Genomic DNA, 26,788 nt, shown 5'->3' with positions numbered 1-26,788 from the left:
GTGCGCGGCGGACGAGCCGAGCCTCCGCGGCGACCGGGACGGCCATCCGGGGACTGCGGGCGGTGGGCCATGAGAGGTCCTCCTCGGACGAGAACAGCCGGGTTGCGCACGGCTTGGTATGTGCTGTCGTGGAGCAATACCGGGACAACCCTCGATTTGCGACACGTTCCCGCCAAGAGATTTACAAGACCTTTTTTCGATAAAGGCTTTCGAGTTCAGTGGAGACGCGGCCTTTGTTCTTCGGTCGCAGAACGTCTCGACTAGCCTGAATCGGTTCCCGTCCTCGACGACGCCACCGCGCGGCGATACCGCCTCAAGGAACGTCGTGCCAGCCCACTGCCATGTTCTGAGTGCCTCGGAGATCAGCGGCGTTGTGGGCATCCGCTCCTTCCTTGATCGGAAGGCTGATGGTTTGAGGCGCCTTTGATGTAATTCGGAAACGGTGTCGAGGCGTCTTTGTTTCGGTCTTGAGGCGCCTTCGGTGGCTTGCTGGCAGCTCACTTGATTGTCCGATCTCTCAGGGAGCTGTCATGGATTTGTCTTCGCGTGAAAATGAGGTTCACGAACACGGCTTCTACCTGCGCGACAATCCTGCTTTCGTCAAAGACTCCGACGTGTTCGCGATGGCACGGTCGAGCTTCGCGTGGCTGGTGACCGGGCCGGATCCGGTCAGCATCGACGGCCGCGAGATACCGGGGTTGCCCCCGCGTCCGGTGCCGCTGGACGAGCTCGGCACGTTGCTGCTTGCGAAGGACTGCACTCAGGTCACGCGGGACACGGCGTGGGCACATCTGATCACCCGCGCCCGTGCAGACGGTGGTGCCTGGACTGTGGCGTGTGTCGGCCTGGCGCTACCGGTGCTGCTACGGGTTGCGGCGATCGTGACCCGCCGGTTCACCGGCGACACCCATGACCTCAACGCTGCCGTGCTGACGGGCTTCCTACACGCGCTGCACGAGGTCGATCTGGTCCGGCCAGCGATCCTTGCGCGGCTGTACTACGCGGCCTACCGGGAGGGGCGGCTGGCGCTGCACGAAGCAGTAGGCGGCCCGATCCCGGCCGGCAACCTGGTGTTCAATTCTGCCCCGCCACCACGCCCGGAAGGTCACCCAGACCTAGTGCTCGCCGCAGCGGTGCGCGCCGGCGCGATAACCGCCGACGAAGCGGGCCTCATTTCCGAGACCCGCATCGGTGGGACTCCGCTGGCCGAGGCCGCATACGCGAGGGGCATGTCGTACAAGGCGACCGCGAAGATCCGTGAGCGCGCTGAGCCTCGCCTCGCCGCCTACCTCGCAGGGGACGCTGCGGACGTCTCTGCGGATCCGTCAGCCGAACAGTCGGACTCGCTTGCACCAGTTCAACCGCGCCAGGTCGAGCAGACCACCAGCACTCGGCGCACAAGGTTACGAAACGTGACCAGGGTGGGAGCGGCATCGGAAGAAAAAGTCAGTCCAACCGTGTCGCAAAGCAGCCCCAAATCCCGCATTGCCTCGCGCGGGACCCGCCTGCCCGTCGAACGCCGTTCCCGCGCCCACCGCACCCGGCCCGGACCGGCCACGCCCACCAGTCGAGAGGTCCGCTCATGCGACTGACACCATCCCGCCGCTGCCGTCATTACTGCCCACCGACACGACGGACAGCGTCCAGATGTTCCAGCTCGGTCGCGCCCGCTGTCACGCGGCCACGACGCGGTCGACACGGCCACCGTGTCGTGCTGGTCCTCGGCTGGCTGACCGTCAGCGGTGTGCTGTTGTCGTCCTCGGTCGCGCGGGCGGAAGCGGTGCAGGTCGTCGCGCTCGCCCGCACCGTTGATGAGGTTTTGAACAACATTCGCTCTTGGATTATGGGGATCCTCGCTGGGGTCGCCGTGGTGTTCTTGACCATTGGCGGATTGCGCTACTTGATGGCTTCGGGTGATCCGGGGGAGGTCGAGAAGGCCAAGGGCGCGTTGAAGGCCGCTGCTGTTGGGTTCGGCTTGGCTGCTCTTGCCCCGCTGGTGGTCGAGATCCTCAAGGGCATCGTGGGTGGGGTGTGAGCCGTGGCCGCACCATGCCGAACATCTTTAGCACGGCCGCCGGTCCCGCCCGTGCGGCTGATGTCCGCTCCGCCCACCGGCAGGGCGAGGCGGGGTTGGGTCCGCGCGGTCGGGGTGCTGGCGCCGTTGCTCGTCGCGGCGGCTGGGGTTGTCCTCACCGCGTCGGCCGCGACCGGGCAGGCACCCCAGCCCGCAGCCGCGGCAGTACCGTCGGCTGCGGCGCAACCGCCTCCGTTGCCGCTGCCGTCGGTGGACGATCCGGCGTGTGGTCCGGACTCGATGGACCCGGTCTGCACGAGTTCCGACCGGGGTCGCGCGTCGCGGTCTTCGAGCGATCCGTCACCGACGTCGGTGCTGCCGCCGATCACCGGTCTGCCCACGCCTGTCCCGTGTTTCCCGGGGGCGTTGCTGCCCGAGTGCGGGGGGTTGGGTGGCGCTTCCGCATCGACCCTGTCGGCGCCCGCGCCGTGTGAGGGGCCGAATTGCATTCCGCAGCCGATACCGATCGGCCCCGCTGGCCCGAGCCAGCCCCAGGCACCCGGTTCGGGTGATGGGGGTCAGGGGCAGGAGTGCGGCATCACCGATCCGGTCGCCTGCATCAGCGAAGGCATCGACAGCTTCTTCCGGGGCGTGGTCACCGACGCGCTGAATCCGCTGCTGGAGTTGTTGGGCAAGACCCTGCTGACCACGCCGGAGCCGAGTGCGCTGCCCAGCGTGGGGCAGTTGTGGACTCAGTCGTGGCAGATCCTGCTCGCGACCTACGTGATCCTCGTCGTGCTCGCCGGAATGGTCGTGATGGGCTATGAGACCCTGCAGACTCGCTACTCCGTTAAGGAGATCGCGCCCCGGGTCGTCGTGGGGTTCCTCGCCGGAACGTTGTCGTTGTTTCTGGCGACGAAGGCGATCCAGATCGCCAATGCGCTCGCCCGGGCGGTGATCGGTGAGGGTCTCAACCCCCGGGCCGCGGGCAGGGCGCTGACCGACATGGTTCTGGCCGCGCTCAGCGGCGGCGGGTTGTGGCTGGTGTTCCTTGGCCTGGCGCTCGCGGTCATGGTCGTCGTCTTGCTGCTGACGTTCATCGTGCGGGTGATGCTGACGATCCTGCTGATCGCGGCTGCCCCGATCGTGCTGATGTGGCATGCCTTGCCGCAGACCGAGGGCATCGCGCAGGCGTGGTGGAAAGCCTTCGGCGGGGTGCTGGCGATCCAGGTCGGGCAGTCGCTGGCGATGGTCGTGGCGTTGCGGGTGTTTTTCGCGCCCGGCGGGTTCACGGTGTTCGGCCCGAACGTGTCCGGGTTGATCAATCTGCTGTTGTGCCTGGCGCTGATGTGGGTGCTGATCAAGATCCCGTTCTGGTGTGTGCGACCGATGAGTAGCGGGCGACGCTCCCTGCTCGGGTCGCTCGTGCGCGGCGTGATCGTCTACAAGACGATGGGCCTGCTCGGCGGCGCCGGTTCCCTGTTCGGTGGCAACGGCGGCAAGGGCGGCGGGCCCCGCCTACGGGGCGGTGGTGGGGTGTCGGCGGATCCCCCGTCGACCCGGTCGGGCCAGCTCATGCTGCCGATGCGGGTAGGCCGCCGGCGGCCTTCGCCGCGTGCGTCCACACGCGTGGGAGAGGTGCCTGGCGCAGGGAGCGTCGCGGACCGCGGGCCCGGCCCTGGGCAGCTGTCGCTGTTCACCGCGAGCGGGTCCGGGCAGCAGCGGAAGGTGGTCGCGAACCCGAGAGCGCTGCCTCCAGCTTTGCTGCCCGGTGCGTTGCCTGGTGATCAGCTCGGGTTGCCGATCACCACCCGCCGGGAGCCGGATCGGGTTGGGCGCCAGTCGCTGGCCGACGACCTGGCCGAGCGGCGACACCCCGCCATGCCGCCGCCGGGGCGGCAGCCCGGGCTGTTGACTGCGGATGGGCGGGTCAACCGCAACGCCCGCCCGCCCGCGCAGCTGCCCCGGGCGCTGATCGCGCCGAACACCGGGATGCTGCCGATCCACCTGCGTCCCGCGCCACCGCGCCCGCCGAGGCGGACGGTGGCCGACGACCTCGCCGACCCCACGCAGACCGGCCCGCCGCGGCAGAGCGGGCCCGCACTGATCACCCCGTCCGGCCGGATCAACCGCGCCGCCCGCGCCCCGCGCCGCCCGGTACGTGATGCCTACACCGGCAACCGGCCGCTGGCCTCGGGCCAGTGGCCGCTGCCCCTGGGGGTGCGCCGCGAACCCCAGCCGCCACCCCCGCCGGCCGACAGCGAGGGCGCGGCTGCCTCGGCGAAGCGGCGAACCGGAACGCAACTGCCGCTGCCCCTGGACCTGCCCGGAGGACGGGGCCCGACAACGAAGTGAGGTGCTTGGTGATGACCAGTCCTGTGCGCGTCCCGGCCGATGTCGATCGCCCGGACCGGGTGCTGGGGCCGCTGACCACCCGGCAGCTGGCGATCCTTGGCGCGGCCGGGTCGCTGCTGTATGGCCTGTACTCGCTGACCCGCACGCTGGTGCCGCTGCCGGTGTTTTTGATCGTGGCGGTGCCGGTCGGGCTCGCGGTCACGGTGCTGGCCCTGGGACAGCGCCACGGAATCCCGCTGGACAGGCTCGCGCTTGCCGCGATCCGCCAGCACCTGTCCCCGCGGCACCGGGTCGCCGCGCCCGACGGTGTGCGCGCGGCCCCGGCCTGGCTGACAGCTCGGGCAACCCAGGCGCGCTCGGCCGGTGCCGAGCCGGTGTCCCCGGCACCGTTGGAACTGCCGGCCCGTGGTGTCAGCGACACCGGCGCGCACGCCGGGATCGTCGACCTCGGTCGGGACGGGCTCGCCGTGATCGCGGTCTGCTCGACGGTGAACTTCTCGCTGCGCACACCGGGCGAGCAGGAGGCGCTGGTCGCATCGTTCGCCCGCTATCTGCACAGTTTGACCGCTCCGGTGCAATTCCTGGTGCGGGCCGAACGGCTCGACCTCAGGCCCCAGATCGCCGCGCTGCGTGCTCGCGCGGGAGGGCTCGCGCACCCAGCGCTGGAAGCCGCCGCGCGGGACCACGCGGACCACCTCGCCGACCTCAACGCCCAAGCCGACCTGCTGCGCCGCCAGGTGCTGCTCGTGCTGCGCGAGCCGATGCGCCCCGGCACGGCACCTGCCACGTCGAGCGTGCTGCCCTGGCGGCGGCGGGGCGCCGAGCGCTCGGTGGACGATGGGGCGCGGCAGGCGGCCGAGCAACGGCTGGTGCGCCGCCTCGGTGAGGCCGCCGAGCTGCTCGCCCCGGCCGGGATCGTGCTCACCCCGCTGGATGCTGCCGCCGCGACCGGTGTCTTGGCCTCAGCCTGCAACCCCGACACCTTCCTGCCGCCCTCGGCGGGGCTGGCCGCCGCCGAGGAGGTCGTCACCGCCACCGCCACCTTCACCGACCTCTACGGCGACGACGAGGACGCCACCGATCCAGACCTCGAAACGGCTTCTTACGCGGCCCGCCCGGAGACGACGCGGCCGTCCGCGCAAACGCCGCGACCCAGCCGGCCGCAGTCCGGGCCGTGGCTGGACGAGGACGAGGACTGGGACTACGACGACGGTGCGAGCTGAAAAGCCGCTCTGCCCAGTGGCGACAAGAAGGAGGTGATCTGTCGCTCCGGCTAAGTGATCACTGAGCCGGTCTCCCAGGGAGCGAACTGCGCTGGTAACGGCGTGGGGAGAAGCCTCCCGGAAAGCCCGAAGGGCACTGCCGAGCCATGGCGGAGCCACGGGGCGGGGAGAAGACCTGACGGACGAACACCAGTGAATCCCTGATGAAGCCTCGTCATAGTCAGACCGCGTCATGGCAAGCAATCGGCGGTTAATGGCCTACCGGGTTGAGAAGCCCACGTGGCCGTCCGAGTCGTCTATCGGGCGGCGTGATCACCACCGGGTCCGGGGTATAGGGGACGTCCTCGCAGGTCGTTTCTGGAAGGAGCGGAACAGCGAAACCCCGTAAGGGTCCGAAGCGGATGCGTTTCGGTAAGCCACGGGCAACCACGGCAGAACTCCCTTGCGGGAACAGGAAGACCCGAGAAGCGAACGCCGCTGGGGCGAAAGCCCAGGGGAAACCGCAGCACCAGGCACCTCAGCCGCTGCGCATAACCCGGCGGATACCGGCCCATGGTGGCCGGGCCCGAAAGGGAGCCCACGCGGGTCTGGTGGGTCCGTGAGGACAACCGAGCACACAGAAGTCATTACCAGCAGCCGAGTTAGACGACGGAAGGGAACAACGTGGACGCGGTAGCCGACATGGCGGTGCCTCCGTTGAACGAGGCCACGGGCGACGCGCAAGCCTGGCACAGCATCAACTGGGCACAGGCCGAGCGGGACGTACGGCGACTGAGGCAACGGATCTTCACGGCCGCGCAGGAAGGGGACCTGAAGAAGGTCCGGAATCTCCAGAAGCTCATGCTGCGCTCCCGCGCGAACACTCTGGTGAGTGTTCGCCGGGTCACGCAGCTCAGCGCGGGGCGCCGTACTCCCGGCATCGACGGGGCGAGGGCTCTGACGGCACAGGAGCGAGGCAGACTGGCGAGGACACTCGCCCACGAGCCCGCCACCGACGTCAGGCCGGTACGGCGAGTGCACATCCCGAAGGCTGGTGGGAAATCCCGTCCGCTCGGTATCCCGACGATCCGGGACCGGGCGCAGCAGGCCAGGGTGAAAAACGCCCTCGAACCTGAATGGGAAGCGCGGTTCGAGGGCAAGAACTACGGTTTTCGCCCTGGACGTGGCTGTCACGACGCGATCGAGAAGATCTTCCGGCTCACCGCGCGCAGCACTGCTCGCCGCACGTGGGTCCTCGACGCGGACCTGGCCGGCGCTTTCGACAGGATCGACCACACACGCCTGATGGACGCTATCGGAGGTTTCCCCGCTGCTGGGGCAGTCCTCCGGTGGTTGAAGGCCGGTGTGATGCAGGACGGGCGATTCATTGCCACCGGGGAAGGAACTCCCCAGGGCGGTGTCATCAGCCCGCTTCTGCTGAACATCGCCTTGCACGGCATGGGAGCCGCTATCGGCGACCTGGACAATCTCACCGAAAGGCAGAGGGCCCAGGTGCCGCTCCTGGTCCGCTACGCCGACGACTTCGTGGTGTTCTGCACCTCGAAGACCGAGGCCGAACAGGTCAAGGAGAAACTGGCCGAGTGGCTGGAGCCACGCGGGCTGACCATCCATCCGGACAAGACACGAATCGTCCGGCTCCAGGATGGTTTCGACTTCCTCGGCTTCAACGTGAGGAAGTACGGCCCGAAGACGCTCATCAAGCCCAGCGCCGAGGCGGTGAAACGGGTCAAGGACAAGATTCGCCGGATCGTCGAGCAGAGCCCGACCACGGAGCTGCTGATCCAGCGTCTCAACCCGTTGATCAAGGGCTGGGCCACCTACTACCGCGGTGCGGTAGCCAAGGAAATCTTCGCCGACCTGGACCACTACGTGTGGCACAGGACATGGAGATGGGCCCTGCGGCGGCATCCCCGGAAAAGCCGGTCATGGACCAAGGACCGGTACTTCGGGCGCTTCCATTCCCGGCGCGACGACCACTGGGTGTTCGGTGATCATCACAGTGGACGGTACCTGTACAAGTTCGTGTGGACCGTCATCCAACGGCACATCCCGGTCAAGGGAACGGCGTCCAAAGACGACCCGAGCCTGACGGACTACTGGGCCGCGCGGACACGGAAATACAGGCACCCACAGGCCGACGGGCAATTCCACGTCAGCCTTGCTGCGAAACAGAAAGGGCTCTGCCCACTCTGCGGGCTGGACCTCATCGCGGGCGCGGGCTACGAACCTGACTCAGTACATGACTGGGCGAATTGGTTCGCGGCATTACACCGCACCCGCACCACGGACGGCCTGATCTACCGATCAACCGGAGGACACCATGCGCAATCTCCCTTTTTGCTCGTCCACGCCGACTGCCACCGCAGTCACCACGCAATTGGCAGTCAGTGTGGCCCCCTGGAGCTCCCTTCTGCACGGTCCTTGGGACCTGCTTGAGCCGGATGCGCCGAAAGGTGCACGTCCGGTTCTGAGGGGGGCTCCCCCGCAGCAATGCGGGGGGCCTACCCGACAGATCGAAAGGTAGACACCTCATGGCACGCACCCGACACACCGCGCCCCGCTCGGGGTCGGCGGAGGCATTCACCCCCGACTCGTTGTCGGTGGCCGCCCGGCACTTGGAGGTCGGCAACGAGTTCGTCGCCAGCTTCGGGGTCACCGGCTATCCGCAGGAGGTCTATCCCGGTTGGCTCGCCCCGCTGCTGACCTACCCCGCGCGGCTGGACGTGTCGGTGCATGTCCAGCCCCTTGATCCGGCCACCGCCGCCAGTGGGCTGCGCAAGCAACGCGCGAAGCTGGAGTCCTCCCGTCGGCACAACGCTCGGCATGACCGGCTCGACGACCCAGACCTGGACGCCGCGGCCGAGGACGCCGCCGAACTCTCCCACCGCATCGCCCGCGGCGACGGGCGCCTGTTCCGCTGCGGCCTCTACCTCACCGTCCACGCCCCCGACGAAGCCACACTCGCCGAGGAAGTCTCGGCACTGCGGTCGCTGTGCGCGTCGCTGCTGCTGGACGCCAAACCCGCCACCTACCGGGCGTTGCAGGGGTGGGTATCCACGCTGCCGCTCGGGCTGGACCCGCTTGGTCTGAAAAGGACGTTCGACACCGCGGCCGCCTCGGCCGCGTATCCGTTCACCTCACCGGATCTGCCGCCCACGGACCCGACCACCGCCTCCCCCAGCGGCGTGCTCTACGGCTACAACATCGGCTCTGCCGGGCTGGTGCACTGGGACCGGTTCGCCTGCGACAACTACAACTCCGTCGTCCTGGGCCGAAGCGGCGCGGGCAAGAGTTACCTCGTCAAGCTCGAAACGCTGCGCAGCCTCTACCGCAACCCCGAAAGCACCGACGACGGGGCGGCCGCGCAGGGGGTGCAGGCGTTCGTCGTCGACCCCGAAGACGAGTACGCCCGACTGGCCTGCCAGGTCGGCGGCAGCTACGTGCACCTCGGCGCGGGCGGGGTGCGGCTGAACCCGTTCGACCTGCCCGTGCACACCGACGCCCGGGGACGGCGCACCGCACCACGAGACGCCCTCAAGCGGCGCAGCCTGTTCCTGCACACCGTCCTGGCGGTGCTCTTGGGCACGGAGGTCACCGCCGCCGAACGCGCCGTCCTCGATACCGCGATCACCGCCACCTACCGGCGCGCGGGCATCACCCATGACGCCCGGACCTGGACGCGCCCGGCGCCGCTGCTGCGCGATCTGCGTGACGTGCTCGCCTCCACCGGCGACGACGGTGACACGGTGGCCGGTGATCTGGCGGCGAGGTTGCATCCCTTCGTCGACGGGGCGTTCGGCGACCTCTTCGACGGTCCCACGACCGTGACCCCGGACGGGCACCTCGTGGTGTTCTCGCTGCGGGATCTGCCCGACGAACTGCGCGCGATCGGCACCCTGCTCGTGCTCGACGCGGTCTGGCGACACGTGTCCCATCCCGTGTACCGGCGGCCCCGGCTGGTCGTCGTCGACGAGGCGTGGCTGCTGATGCAGCAGCCCGAAGGCGCGAAGTTCCTGTTCCGCATGGCCAAAGCCGCCCGCAAACACTGGGCGGGACTGACCGTAGCCACACAGGACACCGCCGACCTACTCGGCAGCGATTTGGGCAAAGCCATCGTGAGCAACGCGGCCACACAAATCCTGCTGCGCCAGGCACCGCAGGCCATCGACGAAATCGCCGAAACCTTCGACCTCTCCGCAGGAGAGCGGCAGTTCCTACTGTCGGCCGACCGCGGCCAGGGACTGCTGTCCTCCGGCACGCAACGCGTGGCGTTCCAGTCGCTGGCCTCACCCACGGAGAACTACCTCGTCACCACCGACCCGGCCGAACTCGCCCAGTTCGCCGAACAAGACCCGGACGCCACCGACAGCGGCCTGGCCGACACCTACGTCGACCTCGACCCCGCGTGAACGAGCCAGGCGCTGTGGCCCCGTGGCTTTCTGGAGATTCCCCGAAGGGAGTTGGTGTCATGACCACACACGCTGCGGCATCCGCGATGCCCGGCTGGGTGGGTGACTATCTGCGCGACCCCGGCGGCACCACCCTCGACCTGCTCACCGCCCTGCGGGACTGGACGCTGACCTGGGGTCCCGTCGCCGTGCCCGCCCTGGCCGCGGCCCTGGCGGGCGCGCTCGCGGCTCGCCGCTGGTGGCGCGATCGCCGTCACGCCGCCCTGCAGGTCGACGCACGCCGGATCACGGTGCTCGCCCCGCCCACCGTCGATCCGACCGGTGGGGCCGCCCTGTGGGCCAATCTCGTCGGACTGCTGCGCCCGGCATGGCGGCGGCTGTGGGCAGGCCAACCCCACCTGGCGATGGAGTACGTGTTCGGCGAGCACGGCGTCACCGTGCAGTTCTGGGTGCCCGGCGTCATCCCACCGTCCTTGGTGGAACGGGCGATCGAAGCCGCCTGGCCCGGTTCACACACCCGCACCACTACCGCCGCCTCACCGCTGCCCGAGCCGGAAACCGGGCGGCGACGGATCACGGTCGGCGGGCAACTCCGCCTCGCCCGCTGTGAAGCACTACCGATCCGCACGGCCTTTGACGCCGACCCTCTCTGCGGGCTCCTGGGCGCCCCGGTCGGCCTCGGCCACCACGAACACGCCTGCGTACAGATCCTCGCCCGCCCGGTCACCGGCCGCCGCGTGGCCCGGGCCCGCCGCACGGCTCGCGGGATACACCACGGCTCCCCGGGCCCGCTTGCCGGCCGGATCCTCGACGCGCTCACGCCAGGGAGTAACGCCACCCGAGGCGGCCGAATCTCGCAGGCGCGGCGCATCAGCCACGATCCGCAGCTGTCGCTGGAATACTCCGCCCACAACAAGGCGATCGTGGGCAAACAACGTGGCTCGCAGTACGAGACCCTCGTGCGTTACGCCGTCGCCACCGACCTGCCCGCCGATGCCGCCGACGAGCTGGCACGCCAGGCCCGCGACACCGCGCGCGGCCGGGCACACGCGCTGGCCGCCGCGTTCGCCGCCTACACCGACCACAACCACTACACCCGCACCCGCCTACGCCACCCCGCCCACGCGCTCGCAGCCCGACGCCTCGATCGCGGGGACCTGCTGTCGGTGCCGGAACTGGCGGCGATCGCGCACCTGCCCACCGACGCCGACATCCCCGGGGTCGAACGCGCGGGCGCCAAGGCCATCGCCCCACCGCAGGGCGTGGCCACACCCGGACCGGACGCCAAACCCCTCGGGCAGGCCGACACCGGCCACGCCCGCCCGATCGGGCTGCGGGTCGCCGACGCGCGCCACCACCTGCACGTGCTCGGCGCCACCGGAAGCGGGAAATCGACCCTGCTGGGAAACCTCGTCCTCGACGACGCGGACCACCACCGCGGCATCGTCTTGATCGACCCCAAAGGTGACCTGGTCACCGACATCCTCAACCGGCTACCCCGCTCGGCCGCGAACCGGATGGTGCTCTTCGACGCCGACTCCCTGCATCGCCCACCCATCCTCAACCCCCTGGAAGGCGGGAACACCGACCGTGAGGTCGACAACCTGGTCTCCGTCTTCCGCCGGGTGTACTCGGCATTCTGGGGCCCACGCACCGACGACCTCATGCGCGCCGCCTGCCTCACCCTGCGGGCACAAGAAGGCGTGCCCACCCTGGCCGACTTGCCGAAACTCCTGGCCAGTGAGGCGTTTCGCTCCCGCATCACCGCAGGCCTGACCGACCCGGTGCTGACCGGATTCTGGGAATGGTACGACGACCTCACCGACAGCTCCCGCAGCCAAGTGATCTCACCCCTGATGAACAAACTGCGGGCATTCCTGCTGCGCCCCTTCGTGAAAGCGGCCATCGCCGGGGGACGCTCCACCGTGGACATGTCCCAGGTGCTCGACGAGGGCGGCATCTGCCTGGTCCGCATCCCCAAAGGCTCGCTCGGCGAAGAAACCACACGGCTGGTCGGCTCGCTGGTCGTGGCCCGCACCTGGCAGGCAACCACCGCCCGCGCCCGCATCCCGCAGCGCCTGCGCCCCGACGCCTCACTGGTGGTCGACGAGTGCCACAACTTCTTGAACCTGCCCTACCCACTGGAAGACATGCTCGCCGAAGCACGGGGGTTTCGCGTCTCGATGACCCTGGCGCACCAACACCTCGGGCAGCTACCCCGAGAGCTCAAGGAGGGAATCTCCACCAACGCCCGCAGCAAGATCTTCTTCGCCGCCGGCCCCGAGGACGCCCGCGAACTCGCCAGGCACACCGCACCCCGGCTATCCGAGCACGACCTGTCGCACCTGGGCGCCTACCACACCGCCACCCGACTGGTCGTGCACGGCGAGGAAACCGAACCCTTCACCATGAGCACCGCACCCCTGCCCGACCCGATTCCCGGACGGGCACGGGAAATCCGCTCCCTGCTCCGGGCCCAGCGCAAGGCGCACAGCACCGCAAACAGCGACACAACCCGCAGCGACGCGCCCGCCACCACGACCCGGCCCGCCCCGACAGGACGGCGAGTCCCGCCGAGTCGACCTCCCACGACCGACCCGCGCCGCAGCGGCCCCTAACCACCCGCCCGAAGGACTTCGCCACACCACAAGGGAGCCGCTGGAGTCAGCTCCGAGCTACCCACAGTAGTTATCCACACCCTGTTGATACCTTCCAGGAGCGCGCGTGATCACCACCACCACCCGCCAGCACACACTGCGCAGCCACCTACCCGGCCGCCCCACCATCCGCGCCGCCAGCACGGTCGAACACCAGGCCATGCTCGCGTCCCGGCTCACCGCCCGCGACAAGTGGCTACTGGCCCTGCTGCACGAACACCGCGTCCTGACCAGCAGCCAGATCCGGGACGCCACATTCCCCTCCGGCCGCTCGGCCCGCCAACGGCTACGCGACCTCTACCTCTGGCGCGCCCTCTCACGATTCCAACCGTTCCAGCAACTCGGCTCGGCACCCATGCACTACGTCCTCGGCCCAGCCGGCGCCACCGTGCTCGCCGCCGAACACGGCCTGGAAGTCAAAGACCTCGGCTACCGCCACGACCGCGCCATGGGAATCGCCCACAACCAGCGCCTCGCCCACACCATCGGCGTGAACAACTTCTTCACCTCACTGATCGCCCACACCCGCCACACCCCCACAGCACAGGCCGCGCTGGTGGCATGGTGGTCGGAATCCCGCTGCGCCCGCCACTTCGGCGACCTCGTCATCCCCGACGCCTACGGCCGCTGGCGCACCCGCCACGACAACACCGCGCGGACGGTGGAATGGTTCCTCGAATTCGACACCGGCACCGAATCCCTCACCAAAGTCGGTCGCAAGCTGGCCGGATACGCGCGGCTGGCCGAATCCACCGGCATCGCGACACCGGTGCTGGTATGGCTGCCCACCAGCCGCCGCGAAGCCGGGGCCCGCGCGGCGCTGGCCCGGGTGCATACCCAACTCGACGACCCTCGCGCGGTGCCAGTGGCCACCGCGGCAGCCGACCTGCTCGACCCGGCCGCCCCGCATCCCAGTCCCGCCGACTCGGTGTGGCTACCGCTGGCCTCAACGCGCACCGACCGCGCCGGCCCGCGCTACCGCCTCGCCGATCTCGCCAACGCCTGGCCCGGCCTCGCCCCACCAACCGACCCCACCACCGAACACGGTGAGCCCCAAGCCAGGGACCTCGCGGCGGCCACGCCCTATCGGCTGCCACCCCCGAACCCCATCCCACCACCAGCCACACCCAACCGCCTCACCCGCGGCCAGCGCTGACAAGGGGCACCTCCCCGACTTCCCAGCTCCAGTCCGATGTCGAGCGCCGCGCGAAAGGGACAGCGATCAGAAATGACTGGCAAACTCGGTACCGGGGTCGCCGCCCTCGTCCTGGCCATACCAATACTCATCGGCGCCGCAATCACCGGAATCACCAACGCCTTCACCGCGAGCAGCGCCTCACCGGGCGCACTCACCTGCACACCGGACGGCACACCCACAACCGTGCCCGGCTTGACCACCCAACAACGGGCAAACGCCACCACCATCGTGGCCGTCGGCAAACAGATGCACGTGCCCCAGTACGGACGGGTCATCGCGATCGCCACCGCGATGCAGGAATCCGGGCTGCGTAACCTGCACCACGGCGACCGCGACAGCCTCGGCCTCTTCCAGCAACGACCCTCGATGGGATGGGGCACACCCCAACAGATCCTCACCCCAAGCTACGCCGCCACCCAGTTCTACAACCACCTGCTCGCAATACCGAACTGGCAGCACAGCGACCTCGCCACCAGCGCGCAAGCCGTGCAACGCTCCGGATTCCCCAACCGCTACGCCGCGCACGAACATCGCGCCCGGCAGGTCGTCGGCGCACTCACCGGCCTGTCCTGCACCAACCTCACCGGGGCACCAGGACAAACCCGCACCGACTGGCCTGCCGAACACGCCACCGAACCCGACCCCACCAGCAACGGCCGCATCACACCCCGCACCCTCGCGCTGGTCCACACCCTCCGAACCACCGGAGTAACCGGCACAGGACTGCGCTGCCACGCACCCCGCCCAGCCAACCCCACCTCCGACCACCCAAGAGGCCGCGCCTGCGACCTCATGTTCAACCCCCACGACCCCGCCTCGGTCGCCGACGGATGGCGGGCCGCGAACTGGCTCACCGCCCACCAAACCCACCTCGGAATCCACTACCTCATCTGGCAAGGCCAATACTGGTCAGCCAAACAACCCACTTGGACGCCCTACACCTCCAGCGCCTACGGCTGCCCCAACCCCGCCAACCTCACCGGCTGCCACTACGACCACGTACACATCTCCATGTACTGATAGTGACCATTACTCGATGAGCGATGACTCGGCATGATGGGACTGTAAGGATCTTCGTGGGCGGGCTGGTGATCGCCTGTCTGGTTACTGAGCGTTGATCCTGTCACCGTAGTAAATGGACAGCGTGTTCAATGCCCGCCTCCAGCCTACCGTTTTTCCGGTGATGTTGGTGCGGTTTTTGAGGGGTTTTCTGATAACGAGATAGAGAACTTTCAGTGCGGCTTGGTCGGTGGGGAAATGGCCGCGCCGACGGGTCGCCTGACGGAACCGCGAATTGAGGCTCTCGATCTGGTTAGAGTGTGTCTCGTTTGGTTCTTTGTCGTTGGGCTGTCATGATCTTGGGCTGTGATCGACTCGCTGTCGCAACGGTTGGTGCCCGACGAACTGTGGGTGTTGGTGGAACCGCTGATTCCACCGGCGAAGGAGCGTCCGCAGGGTGGCGGCCGGGCGCGGCCGGATCCGCGGGCGGTGTTCACGGCCATCGTGTTCGTTTTGACCAGCGGGTGTGCGTGGCGACACCTGCCGCCGTCGTTCGGGGTGTCGGTACCCACGGCGCATCGGACGTTCACCAAGTGGACCGAGGTCGGGTTGTGGAGGCAGGTGCACCAGGCGGTGCTGGACGAACTGGGTGGCCAAGGGCTGATCGACTGGTCGCGCGCGGTCCTGGACGGAGCATCCGTCAGGGCCAAAAGGGGCTCTTTGTACTGATGTGTGGGTAGTTTGCTCAGGTAGTAGAGGGGGCACGTCGTTGCTGGGTCTAGGTTTCTGAGCTGTCGAGGAACAGAAACCGGATAGACGGAGAACGACGTGCCCGGTGTCAGGGTATGGGGTCGGCTGCTGGGCGTGAACACAGCGGTCGTGGAGTCGGTGGAGTTCGATGAGGCCGAGCAGGTGCTGGTGGCCGCGGTGCGGGTCCGGCGGCGGGATCGTGACCGGTGCGGGGTGTGTCGTCGGCGGTGTCCGCGCTATGACGCCGGCCGGGGCCGGCGTCGATGGCGTGCGCTGGACCTGGGAACCGTGCAGGCGTTCGTCGAAGCTGCCGCATCCCGGGTGCGGTGTCGTGAGCACGGGATCGTGGTCAGCGCGGTGCCCTGGGCCCGGCACGGCGCCGGGCATACCCGCGCCTTCGATGACACCGTCGCCTGGCTGGCGACCGCGACGTCGAGGTCCACGGTCCGGCAGCTGATGCGGATCGCCTGGCCCACCGTGGGGGCGATCATCACCCGGGTCCGGGCCGATATCGACGCCCGGGTTGATCGGCTGGCCGGGCTGCGCCGGATCGGGATCGACGAGATCAGCTACAAGAAGAACCACCGGTATCTCACCGTGGTGGTCGATCACGACACCGGACGGCTGGTATGGGCAGCGCCGGGCAACGACAAGCCCACGCTGGCGGCGTTCTTCGAGTTACTCGGCCCCGACCGGTGCGCGCAGATCACGCATGTGTCTGCGGATGCGGCGGCCTGGATTGCCCGCACCGTGGCCCAGTACTGCCCGGACGCAACCCGCTGCGCTGACCCGTTTCACGTGGTCAAGTGGGCCACCGACGCGCTGGACCAGGTACGGCGTCAGGCATGGAACACCGCGCGCCGTCAGCCCGGCGGCAGCAATAAGGACCGGCGCGGCCGGCGGGCCTCGGCCGGTGCCGCACAAACCATGAAACGAGCACGATGGGCGTTGTGGAAGAACCCGCAAAAACCTCAACGATCACCAACGCCACAAGCTTGCCTGGATAGCCAAAACCGACCCCCGCCTCTACCGCGCTTACCTGCTCAAAGAAGGACTCCGGCACGTCTTCGCAATCGGTGGCGAAGCCGGTAAAGAAGCGTTGCAACGCTGGCTGTCCTGGGCGGCACGATGCCGAATACCCGAGTTCACCAAACTCGCCCGCACCATCCGATCCGAGCTCGCCGCCATCCACGCGACGCTCGACCACGGCCTGTCGAACGCGCTGATCGAATCGACCAACACCAAGATCCGGCTGCTGACACGACTGGCCTTCGGATTCAAACACCCCGACGCCCTCATCTCCCTCGCACTTCTGGCCCTCGGCGGCTACCGCCCCGAACTACCAGACCGCACCCACACATAGATCAACAGAGCCCGAAAAAGGGGGCCCGGATACCGGTCCCAGCCCGGTCGACCGGGCCAAGACCGGCTCCAAGCACCATGTGATCTGCGACGGCGGCGGCATCCCGCTGGCGGTGCGTCTCACCGGCGGCAACCGCAACACTCATGATCATGATCCTCTCCGGGTGGCAGAGGATCGTCGCTCGTGTGCCCGGAGGGTGCCGAAACCGCGGCCGCCGGTGCCGGCGGCCGCGGTTTCGGCGCACACGGTTCCGGTGAACGTCGAGTCACAGCGTGCGGGCGATGATCTCCTTCATGATCTCGTTGGTGCCGCCGTAGATCTTCTGGACTCGCTGGTCGGTCCAGGCGCGGGCGATGCGGTACTCGCTCATGTACCCGTAGCCACCGTGGAGTTGGAGACAGTTGTCGATCACCCGCATCGCTCGGTCGCTGCACCACCACTTGAGCATAGCGGCGGTGGCTACGTCCAGGCCGCCGTCGAGGTGCCGGCTGATGCAGTCGTCGAGGAACACCCGGCACACTCGGGCCTCGGTGGCGGCCTCGGCAAGGGTGAACTTGGTGTTCTGGAAGGAGAAGATCTGCCGGCCGAAGGCCTGCCGGGTTTTGGTGTAAGACAGCGTGTCTTCCAGCGCGGCTTCCAGGGCGGCGACCGAGGCGATACCGATGAGCAGCCGTTCCTGCGGGAGTTGCTGCATCAGCTGGAGGAAGCCCTGACCCTCGGCGGTGCCGAGGAGGTTGGTGGCCGGGACGCGGACGTCGTCGAAGAACAACTCCGCGGTGTCCTGCCCGTGCAGGCCGACCTTGTCCAGTACCCGTCCGCGCCGGAATCCCGCGCGGTCGGTTTCCACCACGACCAGCGAAATGCCCTCCGCACCCAAGGTTGGATCGGTCTTGGCGACCACGATCACCACGTCGGCCTGGCCACCGTTGGTGATGAAGGTCTTGGCACCGTTGACCACATAGCCATCGCCGTCACGGATCGCTTTCGTCGCCACGTTTTGCAGGTCGGAGCCGGTTCCCGGTTCGGTCATGGCGATGGCGCCCACCCATTCGCCGGTGGCGAGTTTAGGCAGCCACGCCTGCTTCTGGTCCTCGGTGCCATATGCGAGCAGGTAGTGCGCCACGATCGCGTTGTGCAGCCCCACACCCCAGCAACTGTCGCCGCTGGCGGCCTGCTCTTCCAGCAGCACGGCCTCGTGCGCGAACGAACCACCACCTCCGCCGTACTCCTCCGGAATGGACAGGCACAGCAGCCCTATCTCTCCAGCCTTGGTCCACAGCTCCCGGTCGACGCTTTTCTGCTCGGCCCAGCGTTGCTGGTTCGGGGCCAGTTCTTTCCTGCAGAACTGACGTGCCAGATCACGGAACTCGTCAAGATCAGCGGTCGTCCACCGGCTGCGGTACTCACTCATGGCATGCTCCTTCGCTGTTGCTCATTCCCCAACGGGTGCGGGCACGTGTGCTTGTCAGCAGTGTTCGGGCGGTCGGTTGAACATGGCCAGAACATCGGCGTCGGCGCCGTGCGGGGTGAAATGTTCGCGGTCGACGACGAGAAACAGTGCTTCTGCGATGAACCGGGTCACTCCGTCGTGGCCTGTGCCGGTGGCTTCCAGGTGGAGCCGTCGGCCCTGGCGGCGCTGCAGGCGTGCGGTGATGCGGTGTGGCTGACCTAGCGGCACCGGTGCCAGGTAGTTGACCGTCAGCGTGCGGGTGACGGCGATCTCCTGCACAAGGTAGAGCACGAAGCCGAACAGGTCGTCGCAGGCCGCAGAGATCGCGCCACCGTGTGCCAGGCCAGGGGCACCCCGATGCCGGGCGTCGAATGCCACGTCGGTGGCCACGCTGTCCCCGTCACGGTAGACCTCCAGATGCAAGCCGGCCGGGTTGTCCGGACCGCATCCCAGGCACTGGGGGTGGTGCGGCGGCAGCGAGATGAGCGAGGGGTCGGCCATCGCGTGTCGATCCTCCCAAACTAGAGGTCAGCAAGGCGGTCGTGTCACCGGATTGAGGTTGGGTTTCGCCGGGTGGCGGCGGCGAACTGGGTGGCGGCGACCTCGATGATGTCCTGGCGACTGACCGACAACTCCCCGGCCAGCCAGGCCATGAGCAGTTCGGCGAGGCCACTGGTGAGCAACAGACCGGCGATCTGGTCGTGCGGTGGCGAGAGTGCGTCGGCGCCGTGCAAGGCATGGGCATGCGTGGCGATCAGCTGGGCGAACTCCCGCAGCAGTTCGTGCCGCCGGGCATGCAACGGGTCGGCGGCAGCGGATTCCAGCATGGCCACGCGGCCGATACGCGGATCATTCGTGAGCAGGTCGACGAACGCGCTAATCGCCGCTGTGGCTTTCGTGTAGGGATCACCATCGGTGGTCGCCAAAGCGTGCAGTCCAACATCACGGATCTGAGACACGATCCGATCCAGCACCGCCGGCAACAGCGCATCACGGTCGGAGAAGCTCTCGTAGAAGTAACGCTCGGTCAGACCAGCCCGCGGACAGACGGCCGTCATCGTGGTCTGCCGCCACTCCTGGCTGCCCAGCAGATCCAACCCGGCCTCCAACAACTGCTGGCGTCGATCGTCGCGACGCTGCTGGGCACTGATCCCCCGATAGCTTCGCTTCGGCACCGACATAGCCCCATCTTGACATACCCTCCAGTCAGAATCATTTGGACTGTGATCTATGTCAGAAGTTGGAGGGCGGTGGAGGTGATGCCGGTGCGACAGTCGAAGGATGGGCAGCTGGCCGCGGATGGCTTTGGCCACGTCGTGCGGTTCATGGCAGCTGACCGCTCGTCCGTGGCTGGGCCTGCAGACATCCCGGGATTCGGAACGGGACTTTCTCTGGTGTGCACCGGCCGGGATGTGCACGAAGTGGCGGCAATGGCTGCGGACGCCGAACGAGTGGGGTTTGAGTGGGCGTGGGCGGCGCAGTTCTACAACCGCTCGGCCGTGGTCGCGGTGGCGGCGGTGACCGGGTCGATCACCCTGGGCACAGGGGCCGCCTACGCGTTCGGGCGCAGCCCGCTGGTGCTGGCCACCGAGACGCGGGACCTGGACATGCCCTGCGGCGGTCGACTGATCCTCGGACTGGGTACGGGCACGCGTCGCATGCAGCAGGACCGGCTGTTCCATACCAGGTTTGATGGAGACGATCAAGCCTGGATGGATGAGGAGTGAGCCTTTTTCATCCGTTCGCGAGTTCGTAGTTCTGTAGGACGTGGATGGCTTTGGTCAGGCGGCCGGCGCGGCGTGGGCAGTTGCGGAGTTTGCGTAGGATGCGCTAGGTCTTGAGCTGGGCGTTGGTGTCTCGCGTCAAGTTTCTGGCTCAGTTTTCTGTGTTTGAAAGTTGTGCCTGTTGATCTTGCTGGTGGATCTCTACAGGCCGCGCGAAGTCCAGTGCCTCGTGCGGCCGGATGTGGTTGAAGACCTGCCGGTAGGCCTCGGCCTCGACCGCGAGACTCGGACCGTCGCTGATCTCCAGCCGGTAGAGGTGCTCGTACTTCAGCGATCCGAACGCCCGCTCACGCACCCCGTTCTGGCCGGGTGAGCGCCGCCGGGTGCGGATGTGCAGCAACTCGGGCCGGGAGGCGATGAACGCGGCGAATCTGCTGCCTTTGAACGCCCCGCCGTTGTCGGTGACCAGCTTGATCCTTCTGATCCTGCCGGTGACACGGTCGGTGAGCTGCTCGGCCAGCGGTGTGCCGCCGGCCAGCCGCTCGGCCTCGGCGATCGCGACCCGCACGGCGAGCTCGGCATCGCCTGCGTTGCAGGTCGTCGCGAGATGCCAGCCGAACTCGTACTTGGAGAAGTAGTCCGCGCGCACCCGGCAATCCGCCAGATCCCGCCACGGGTCGTCTCGAACTCCGAGAAGTCCAGCTGCCACACCTGGTTCGGGCCGGTTGGCGGGTCGGCGAACGCGGCCTTGCGGGCCTTGGACAGCTCCCTGCATTCGGCCTGGTATTCCTTGGGCTGTAACAGGTTCCGCCGCCGCATCGCCCGCTCCACAGTGGATACCGACACCTCATGGCCGTCCGCTCGCATCAGAGCGTGGATCTTGCGGTGGCCCCACGCCGGCCACGCCTGGGCGTATTTCTCCACGAGCGGCTCCACGCGCTCGACCGCCGGCGCCGGCCACGGACCCTTCGACGCACGACCGACCCGGGCTCTGGCGATCCAGCGGGTATAGGTACGGCGCGGGATGCCGAACAGGGCGGTGAACCTCGAGACCGGCATCGCCGCGTCTTGGCGAATCACCTCGAGGTCCTCGAAGGGGCCAGCCGCTCCGCCGAGCGCTTCCACACCCGCAACTCGACATGCGCCTCACCCAACGCTTGGGTCAGCTCATCGATCTGCGCCTGCAACTGCTCCTCGCGACCGGAGGGCCCCGGCTTGCCACCCGCAGCCACCCCCGCCCGGCCACCCTCCAAGAACTGGGCCTTCCACCGCGACACCGACTGCTCGGAAACCCTGTTCTGCCGAGCGGCCTCAGCGATCGTCAACTCACCAGACAACACGCTCAGCACGATCCGGATCTTGTCCTCAGCCGGGAACACCGGGGGACGGCTCATCCTCATACCTCCTGCTCAGGAACCTACATAACCCCTGAGCCACAAAGTCTGACGCGCGACATTGGCGCGTTCACCGGGGCCGCGGAGCCGGGCGTGGGCCCGGTTGGCGTCGGTTTGCGATTCGGGCTTGTTGCGGCCCTTGTACGGCGTGATCACGTGTTCTCCGGTCGGGTCGTAGCCGTGGTAACCCTTGTCGCCCAACGCGATCAGCCCGGCGTCGCGCAGGGCGGCGAGAATGTTCCAGATCCGGGCGGCCGCGGTGTCATGCGTGGCGCCGGGCAGGTCACCGGACACTCACAGGATGGCGCCGTCCGGTGAGGCGATGACCTGCACGTTCACCCCGTGCTTGCGGTGTTTGCCCGAGTAGAAGGGCCGGTCGGCGGCGACCCGGTCGATCGGGATCAGCGTGCCGTCGATGACCACATAGGCATGGCCTGCACGCTTGGCCTCCCGCAGCGCCGCACGCAGCTTCGGCGCCCGCGCGGTGAGCAGTTCGACGGTCTCGTTCACATACCGCCAGCACGTCGTGGTCGACACCCCGAACCCGGCGCCGACCTCGGCGAACGGCTCGCCCTTGCGCAGGTGGACCAACACCAGCAACGCCTGCTCGGCTGTGTTGAGCAACCGCCACGGCGAGCCGATCTCGCGGCGGTACGTGCGGATCAGCCCGGACACGAAGGTCAGGGTCTGACGTGACAACGGCAGCGCAGCACGGTAGAACAACACCTGAAGCCCCTGGTTCAGCAGAACGATTTTGGTCGAAAGTCCTGCTACCAGGGGCTTTACCACATCACGGCGCCGACACGCCGAAGATCATCAACTCGTGATCAGCGAGAGTCCTTGCCTGCCAACGCATCCAGACCAGGATGAAAACGGCTCACAGAGCGTTGTGCGATACCCGTAATCTCTTGGCGACCTCCGGCACCGGCACGTCCTAGGCGAACAACTCCGCCGCCTGCAACCGAACCGCCTCACGCCGGGCACGACCCTCAGCCATCAGCCCACCACCATCGGGATAACGCACCCGAAACCAGATACCGCAGTCATCAGCCGTCGTCAGCCCGACACGCCGGATCAAACCCTGACAGTTCAACCTCCGTAGCTGCAGGCGATCGCTCCGCGCCCGCCAACGCAGCAGCCCGCCACCACGACCGGAACCGCCCTCGCAGCTTGCTTGAGCTGCCTGCGGTGAAAGCCGCACGGGCAGTTCTCAGGGGACCGGCGGGGAACCCGCCGGTCCTACCCGACTCATCATCGGCACCGGCCGGTCAGCGATCGGCACGATCGTCGAACGCAAGAGTCGTTCGACCCTGCTGGTGCATCTGCCGCGCCTGGAAGGCTATGGCGAGACACCACAGGTCAAGAACGGCCCGGCACTTGGTGGATACGGCGCGGCCGCGATGAACGCCGCACTGACGGCATCAATGACCAAGCTTCCCGAGCAACTCCGCAAGACGCTCACCTGGGACCGTGGCAAAGAGCTCTCTGGCCACGCTCAGGTCGCGCTCGACACGGGCACGAAGGTGTTCTTCGCCGACCCTCACTCGCCGTGGCAACGCGGTACGAACGAGAACACCTATTGGTGCAGGGTGATCAAGGCCGGGCTTCTTCGACGGGAGACGCTCCGGTCGGGCCGCTGGGTGACTCGGAGAACACGTGCCGCAAGGCTTTCCGTTGATGTGTCCACGGTGGTCCACAGGGCGAGAGCCCTGACCGGGGTGACTTGATAGAAGCCTGCTGAGCCGTCAACTCGCAATAGGTCTGTCCCCTGGCCAGGGCTCTTGCCTCTGCCCCGTCATCCACGGCAGCGGAGGAGAGGACATTTCGATGGTGACAGTAGGGATCGACCCGCACAAGCACGTCCACGTCGCGGTGGCCGTCAACGCTCAGGGCAGGCGGCTCGGCAAGCCGCTGACCGTGAAGAACGACGCGTTCATGATCACTGTGCTGCTCACCTGGGTTCGGTCGATCGCGGGTGACATGCCCGTAACCTGGGCGATCGAGGACGGCCGTGGGTTCGCCCGCCGCCTGGCTGACGGTCTGTTGCTCGCCAGCCAGGAGGTGGTCTGGGTTCCGGCCCGGTTGACCGCGGCCCACCGCAAGCTGCACGCCGCCACCGGCACCAAGTCTGACCCGGTCGACGCCGCCGCAGCCGCTCACGCCGCCCTCGCTACTCCCGGCCTTGACCGGCACCGCATCGACGAGCGAGTGCGTGAGCTGCGTGTCCTGGTCGACTATCGCGCGGATCTCATCAAGCGGCGCACCATGATGATCAATCAGCTCAAGGCGCAACTGCATGTCTGGCTCGACCACACTCCGGGCGATCTCGCCCGTCCCAAGGGCATGGACGCGGTGACCGCATTGCTGGACGCGGCCTCGCTGGGCGCGCACGTCCGCCAGGCGCTCACCGAGATGAGCATGGAGATTGCTGAGCTCAACCGACGTGTCCGCCAGCTCGACGACGCCATCAGGGAGCTCGTGACCCCGCTGGCCCCCACACTGCTGGAAATCACCGGGATCAGCCACATCTCCGCAGCGATTTTGATCGCTGAAATCGGTGACATCACCCGCTTTTCCAGCTCTGCCAAACTTGCCCGCTACACCGGCTGCGCACCGATCCCTGTCTACTCCGCCGACAAAGAACGCCACCGCCTGCATCGGGGCGGCAACCGCCGCCTGAACAGCGTCCTCTACACCGCAGCCATCGTGCAGAAACGGCGCTATCCCGCCGCGCAGGCGTTACTGGCCCGCCACGAACCCACCAAGGGCAGCCGCGGCGCCCGACGCATCCTCCAACGTCACCTCATCGACGTCATCCACCGGGCCATGACCACCGATCAAGCCTCCTGGCAACACCACATCACCCGCCACGACCACGCCGCTTGACATAGAAGCATCAACGGCCTGCTGCGCCAGTACTTCCCGAAAGGCACGGACCTCTCGCGATGATCCGCCGAGAACCTCGAAGCCGTCGCTCTCGCGCTCAACAACCGGCCCCGCAAGAGCCTCGACTGGAAGACCCCCGCCGAAATCTTCGACGAACAACTACGCTCGCTCCAACAACCCGGTGTTGCAACCACCGGTTGAACCCAGGCAGTACACATCACTGGCCTTCACCGAACGTCTGACCGCAGCCGGCGTCGACGCCTCGATTGGCACCGTCGGCAACAGCTACGACAACGCCCTGGCTGAGACGATCAACGGCCTCTACGATACTGAGCTGATCAAGCCCGTAAGCCGTGGCGCACGGTCGAGCAGGTCGAGTTCGCCACCGCCGAATGGGTCGACTGGTTCAATCACCGCCGTCTCCACGAGTACTGCGGCGACATCCCACCGGTCGAACTCGAAACCGCCTACTACGTTCACGACCGGGCCCAGCAACCCGCTGAGCTCTTAAACCCATAGCTCTCCGGACACGCCGGGGCGGTTCACTCGTGTTGTTCGTTGGCCCGTTCGGACCAGTGTTGGCCCACACGTGCCGTGTGATCCACGGCATACTCTCACTGCGTTCGGGTCGTGCCTGCGGTGTCGAACGGGAACTGCGCAGCGCCGCGCGACAGAGAGGTTTGATCACATGGGTGTGACGTCGGTTCGCCGCCAGCATGCGGAGCGGACCCGCCGAAGCGGCTCCGGTCAAGGAGGAGCCGGGCAGCGAGCGCCTGGGGACGTCATCGACATGCCGCTCGCGGTACGTGGCGCGTCTACGGGATTCACCGTCCTGCTGCTGGGAAGTCTTACGCATCCGCTCGTCGCCGCTTGGACTCCAGCATTGTCTCAGCTGTGGCTTCCACTCGTGGCATTGGTTGCTTTCGTGGTGGCGGCGCGCCGCGTCGGCAGGGCGCGCATTCCCATCGTGCACGGCGCGGTGGCCGCGATGAGCAGCTATTTACTGATGTTGCCGCTGGTGTTGCTCGGCCCCGCCGGCGGTGATCCGGCGCAGATCGCTCTGACGGTGGCGGCCTCGCTGATCACCGGAGCTGCCGTCGGCTTTCTGCAGGGCAGCCGAAGGTAGTCGGCGACCTCATGTGAGCCTCGCGTTCGTCGATCCTGTACGGGTTGACGGCCTGGCAAGCCCCCCGCCGCCGGGCAGCTCCGGCCATGTCTGCTGCCCAAGTCGTCAGCATCGGCACACGTCTGAATCATAGGAGCGGCTTTGACTTCCACCGACATCTCGGTGTCATCGCGGCGGCCGTCGCGCGAGCCCGAAGCCAAAACGCGCACACTTGGTGGTCTCGGTTCGTCGGTAGCGAAGCCGTTCGAGCAGGCCGGCGAGATGGTGCGGCTACTCGGTGTCGTTCTGTACTCGGCGATTCGCCACCCGATGGGCTACTGGGGCGAGGTCCGGGACCAGATGTTCCTCACGCTGAGGTTGTGCTCAATTCCGATGATCATTTCCACGATCGCATTCGGACTTGGCGCACCTGGCCTCCAAGGTGGCAACATCTTCTATCTGTTCGGCATTCCCGAGCGTCTGGGTTCGTTCTTCATCATGGCGAGCGTGCGCGAGTTCGCGCCGTGGATCAACGCGATGATCATCGCCGGAGTCATGGGCACCGCCATCACCGCCGACCTCGGTGCGCGCCGTATTCGGGAAGAGATCGACGCCATGGAAGTGCTCGGCGTCGATCCGATCCGGACGCTTGTGGTGCCTCGAGTTGTCGCGCTGACGCTCATCACGGGATTGATGGACATCGTGGCGTTGGTATTCGGCGTCGTCGGTGGATACATCGCGGCCGTCCCTATTCTCGAGGCGAATCCGAGCGCCTTCGTGGCGAGCTTTTTCGACAACGCGACAACGACCGATATCTGGGCGAGCGTGGTCAAGACGTCGCTGTTCGGCATGATCATAGGCGTCGTCTGCTGCTACAAGGGGATGAACCCGGGGAGCGGCCCCATCGGTGTCGGCAAGGCGGTGAACCAGGCGGTCGTCATCGCATTCGCGACCATCTGGATCGTCAATGCCGTGTTCACCGCGATCATTCTCGGTGTGAACCCGGACATGATTGTCTTCAAGTGATGAGGCGGTGGACCCTGTGAGTAGCGGAATGCCACGACCGACAGAGACCGGCACGCAGGCCGGCCGTTCACGAGCCCGTCCTCCGAAGCCGGCCGATGTCATCGTCTCCCCGGGCAGTATCGTCAAGTCCATCAAGGAGGCGGTGACGACCGGTGGTGACATCGCGCGGTTCTCCTGGCAGGTGGTTCGCGCGTTACCTGACTTGCGTCATTACCCGACCGAGGTGTTCCACCAA

At 67.3% G+C, this 26,788-nt stretch carries 18 protein-coding genes and 9 pseudogenes; 18 read left to right on the top strand and 9 right to left on the bottom strand.

What is annotated here, in order from left to right; translation table 11 throughout:
* The first annotated feature begins 467 nt into the window (after positions 1–467).
* From FHU38_RS25570 to FHU38_RS25530, 9 genes are all read left to right on the top strand, one after another.
* Positions 468–1,592 (top strand): sigma-70 family RNA polymerase sigma factor, encoded by a 1,125-nt coding sequence (locus tag FHU38_RS25570; protein WP_243852807.1) that lies wholly within the window; start codon positions 468–470, stop codon positions 1,590–1,592.
* 119 nt (positions 1,593–1,711) lie between these two features.
* Complete coding sequence (locus tag FHU38_RS25565) at positions 1,712–2,035, top strand: Mbov_0395 family pilin-like conjugal transfer protein (RefSeq protein ID WP_009156939.1); 324 nt, start codon at positions 1,712–1,714, stop codon at positions 2,033–2,035.
* A gap of 60 nt (positions 2,036–2,095) precedes the next feature.
* Positions 2,096–4,369, top strand: coding sequence for a hypothetical protein (locus FHU38_RS25560; protein WP_243852806.1), 2,274 nt, complete (start codon positions 2,096–2,098; stop codon positions 4,367–4,369).
* A gap of 11 nt (positions 4,370–4,380) precedes the next feature.
* The gene (locus FHU38_RS25555) at positions 4,381–5,592 is read left to right on the top strand and encodes a PrgI family protein (RefSeq protein WP_167177269.1); all 1,212 of its coding nucleotides are present in this window, start codon (positions 4,381–4,383) and stop codon (positions 5,590–5,592) included.
* Between the two features lie 663 nt (positions 5,593–6,255).
* Positions 6,256–8,028, top strand: a complete 1,773-nt coding sequence (gene ltrA / locus FHU38_RS25550) for a group II intron reverse transcriptase/maturase (protein WP_208417053.1) — start codon at positions 6,256–6,258, stop codon at positions 8,026–8,028.
* Between the two features lie 95 nt (positions 8,029–8,123).
* On the top strand, positions 8,124–10,001 hold the full coding sequence (locus FHU38_RS25545; RefSeq protein WP_009156936.1) for a VirB4 family type IV secretion system protein: 1,878 nt from the start codon (positions 8,124–8,126) through the stop codon (positions 9,999–10,001).
* Between the two features lie 59 nt (positions 10,002–10,060).
* A complete protein-coding gene (locus FHU38_RS25540; protein ID WP_167177267.1) occupies positions 10,061–12,619 on the top strand; it encodes a type IV secretory system conjugative DNA transfer family protein in 2,559 nt (852 codons plus the stop codon).
* 106 nt (positions 12,620–12,725) lie between these two features.
* Entirely contained in the window at positions 12,726–13,814 is a 1,089-nt protein-coding gene (locus FHU38_RS25535; protein ID WP_167177264.1) for a replication-relaxation family protein, read from the top strand.
* A 72-nt stretch (positions 13,815–13,886) separates the two neighbouring features.
* Complete coding sequence (locus FHU38_RS25530; protein ID WP_167177262.1) at positions 13,887–14,876, top strand: hypothetical protein; 990 nt, start codon at positions 13,887–13,889, stop codon at positions 14,874–14,876.
* Positions 14,877–14,960: 84 nt separating this feature from the next.
* Here FHU38_RS25530 and FHU38_RS25525 read toward each other — a convergent pair.
* Positions 14,961–15,173: pseudogene (locus FHU38_RS25525) on the bottom strand (transposase); the annotation flags it as partial.
* Positions 15,174–15,221: 48 nt separating this feature from the next.
* On the opposite strand from FHU38_RS25525, the pseudogene FHU38_RS25520 reads away from it, so the two are divergent.
* Positions 15,222–15,572, top strand: a pseudogene (locus FHU38_RS25520) (transposase); the annotation flags it as partial.
* A 111-nt stretch (positions 15,573–15,683) separates the two neighbouring features.
* Positions 15,684–16,968 (top strand): annotated as a pseudogene (locus FHU38_RS25515) (ISL3 family transposase).
* Positions 16,969–17,233: 265 nt separating this feature from the next.
* Here FHU38_RS25515 and FHU38_RS25505 read toward each other — a convergent pair.
* From FHU38_RS25505 to FHU38_RS25495, 3 genes are read right to left on the bottom strand one after another with little or no spacing between them, the layout of a single operon-like run.
* A complete protein-coding gene (locus FHU38_RS25505) occupies positions 17,234–18,379 on the bottom strand; it encodes an acyl-CoA dehydrogenase family protein (protein WP_009156931.1) in 1,146 nt (381 codons plus the stop codon).
* A 54-nt stretch (positions 18,380–18,433) separates the two neighbouring features.
* Positions 18,434–18,919 carry a PaaI family thioesterase gene (locus tag FHU38_RS25500; protein ID WP_009156930.1) on the bottom strand — a complete coding sequence of 162 codons (486 nt, stop codon included), beginning with the start codon at positions 18,917–18,919 and terminating at the stop codon, positions 18,434–18,436.
* A gap of 44 nt (positions 18,920–18,963) precedes the next feature.
* Entirely contained in the window at positions 18,964–19,599 is a 636-nt protein-coding gene (locus tag FHU38_RS25495) for a TetR/AcrR family transcriptional regulator (protein ID WP_167177260.1), read from the bottom strand.
* 42 nt (positions 19,600–19,641) lie between these two features.
* Here FHU38_RS25495 and FHU38_RS27585 point away from each other — a divergent pair, with 42 nt between their 5' ends.
* Positions 19,642–20,145: an LLM class flavin-dependent oxidoreductase gene (locus FHU38_RS27585; RefSeq protein WP_167177258.1), complete on the top strand. Its 504-nt coding sequence runs from the start codon at positions 19,642–19,644 to the stop codon at positions 20,143–20,145.
* Between the two features lie 7 nt (positions 20,146–20,152).
* Here the strand turns inward: FHU38_RS27585 and FHU38_RS25485 are convergent.
* The 5 genes and pseudogenes from FHU38_RS25485 to FHU38_RS25470 all read right to left on the bottom strand — a co-directional run.
* Positions 20,153–20,269: pseudogene (locus FHU38_RS25485) on the bottom strand (IS5/IS1182 family transposase); the annotation flags it as partial.
* A gap of 24 nt (positions 20,270–20,293) precedes the next feature.
* Positions 20,294–20,791: an integrase core domain-containing protein gene (locus FHU38_RS28065; protein WP_313886908.1), complete on the bottom strand. Its 498-nt coding sequence runs from the start codon at positions 20,789–20,791 to the stop codon at positions 20,294–20,296.
* A gap of 161 nt (positions 20,792–20,952) precedes the next feature.
* A pseudogene (locus tag FHU38_RS28060) lies at positions 20,953–21,201 on the bottom strand (IS3 family transposase); the annotation flags it as partial.
* Positions 21,202–21,218: 17 nt separating this feature from the next.
* Positions 21,219–21,536 carry a helix-turn-helix domain-containing protein gene (locus FHU38_RS25475; RefSeq protein WP_083841069.1) on the bottom strand — a complete coding sequence of 106 codons (318 nt, stop codon included), beginning with the start codon at positions 21,534–21,536 and terminating at the stop codon, positions 21,219–21,221.
* Positions 21,537–21,581: 45 nt separating this feature from the next.
* Positions 21,582–22,262, bottom strand: a pseudogene (locus tag FHU38_RS25470) (transposase family protein); the annotation flags it as partial.
* A gap of 521 nt (positions 22,263–22,783) precedes the next feature.
* On the opposite strand from FHU38_RS25470, the pseudogene FHU38_RS25465 reads away from it, so the two are divergent.
* The 6 genes and pseudogenes from FHU38_RS25465 to FHU38_RS25440 all read left to right on the top strand — a co-directional run.
* Positions 22,784–23,263, top strand: a pseudogene (locus FHU38_RS25465) (transposase); the annotation flags it as partial.
* A gap of 100 nt (positions 23,264–23,363) precedes the next feature.
* Complete coding sequence (locus FHU38_RS25460) at positions 23,364–24,422, top strand: IS110 family RNA-guided transposase (protein WP_009156928.1); 1,059 nt, start codon at positions 23,364–23,366, stop codon at positions 24,420–24,422.
* Positions 24,423–24,623 (top strand): annotated as a pseudogene (locus FHU38_RS25455) (transposase); the annotation flags it as partial.
* A 7-nt stretch (positions 24,624–24,630) separates the two neighbouring features.
* Positions 24,631–24,941, top strand: a pseudogene (locus tag FHU38_RS25450) (integrase core domain-containing protein); the annotation flags it as partial.
* A gap of 169 nt (positions 24,942–25,110) precedes the next feature.
* Positions 25,111–25,548, top strand: a complete 438-nt coding sequence (locus FHU38_RS25445; protein WP_167165498.1) for a hypothetical protein — start codon at positions 25,111–25,113, stop codon at positions 25,546–25,548.
* A gap of 141 nt (positions 25,549–25,689) precedes the next feature.
* Positions 25,690–26,553 carry an MlaE family ABC transporter permease gene (locus FHU38_RS25440; protein ID WP_009156926.1) on the top strand — a complete coding sequence of 288 codons (864 nt, stop codon included), beginning with the start codon at positions 25,690–25,692 and terminating at the stop codon, positions 26,551–26,553.
* Positions 26,554–26,788 lie beyond the last annotated feature (235 nt).

Source organism: Saccharomonospora amisosensis, assembly GCF_011761185.1.
In the GTDB taxonomy this organism is placed as follows: Bacteria; Actinomycetota; Actinomycetes; order Mycobacteriales; family Pseudonocardiaceae; genus Saccharomonospora_A; species Saccharomonospora_A amisosensis.
Note: the sequence above shows the minus strand (reverse complement) of the source record. Positions and strands in the feature narration are given on the sequence as shown.

What these genes read in the sequence shown, in the direction of transcription:
- FHU38_RS25475 (WP_083841069.1), bottom strand. Translation starts at nt 21,536, where the DNA reads ATGAGCCGTCCCCCGGTGTTCCCGGCTGAGGACAAGATCCGGATCGTG.
- FHU38_RS25500 (WP_009156930.1), bottom strand. Translation starts at nt 18,919, where the DNA reads ATGGCCGACCCCTCGCTCATCTCGCTGCCGCCGCACCACCCCCAGTGC.
- FHU38_RS25560 (WP_243852806.1), top strand. Translation starts at nt 2,096, where the DNA reads ATGTCCGCTCCGCCCACCGGCAGGGCGAGGCGGGGTTGGGTCCGCGCG.
- FHU38_RS25505 (WP_009156931.1), bottom strand. Translation starts at nt 18,379, where the DNA reads ATGAGTGAGTACCGCAGCCGGTGGACGACCGCTGATCTTGACGAGTTC.
- FHU38_RS25460 (WP_009156928.1), top strand. Translation starts at nt 23,364, where the DNA reads ATGGTGACAGTAGGGATCGACCCGCACAAGCACGTCCACGTCGCGGTG.
- FHU38_RS25545 (WP_009156936.1), top strand. Translation starts at nt 8,124, where the DNA reads ATGGCACGCACCCGACACACCGCGCCCCGCTCGGGGTCGGCGGAGGCA.
- FHU38_RS25530 (WP_167177262.1), top strand. Translation starts at nt 13,887, where the DNA reads ATGACTGGCAAACTCGGTACCGGGGTCGCCGCCCTCGTCCTGGCCATA.
- FHU38_RS25445 (WP_167165498.1), top strand. Translation starts at nt 25,111, where the DNA reads ATGGGTGTGACGTCGGTTCGCCGCCAGCATGCGGAGCGGACCCGCCGA.
- FHU38_RS25540 (WP_167177267.1), top strand. Translation starts at nt 10,061, where the DNA reads ATGACCACACACGCTGCGGCATCCGCGATGCCCGGCTGGGTGGGTGAC.
- FHU38_RS25495 (WP_167177260.1), bottom strand. Translation starts at nt 19,599, where the DNA reads ATGTCGGTGCCGAAGCGAAGCTATCGGGGGATCAGTGCCCAGCAGCGT.
- FHU38_RS25555 (WP_167177269.1), top strand. Translation starts at nt 4,381, where the DNA reads ATGACCAGTCCTGTGCGCGTCCCGGCCGATGTCGATCGCCCGGACCGG.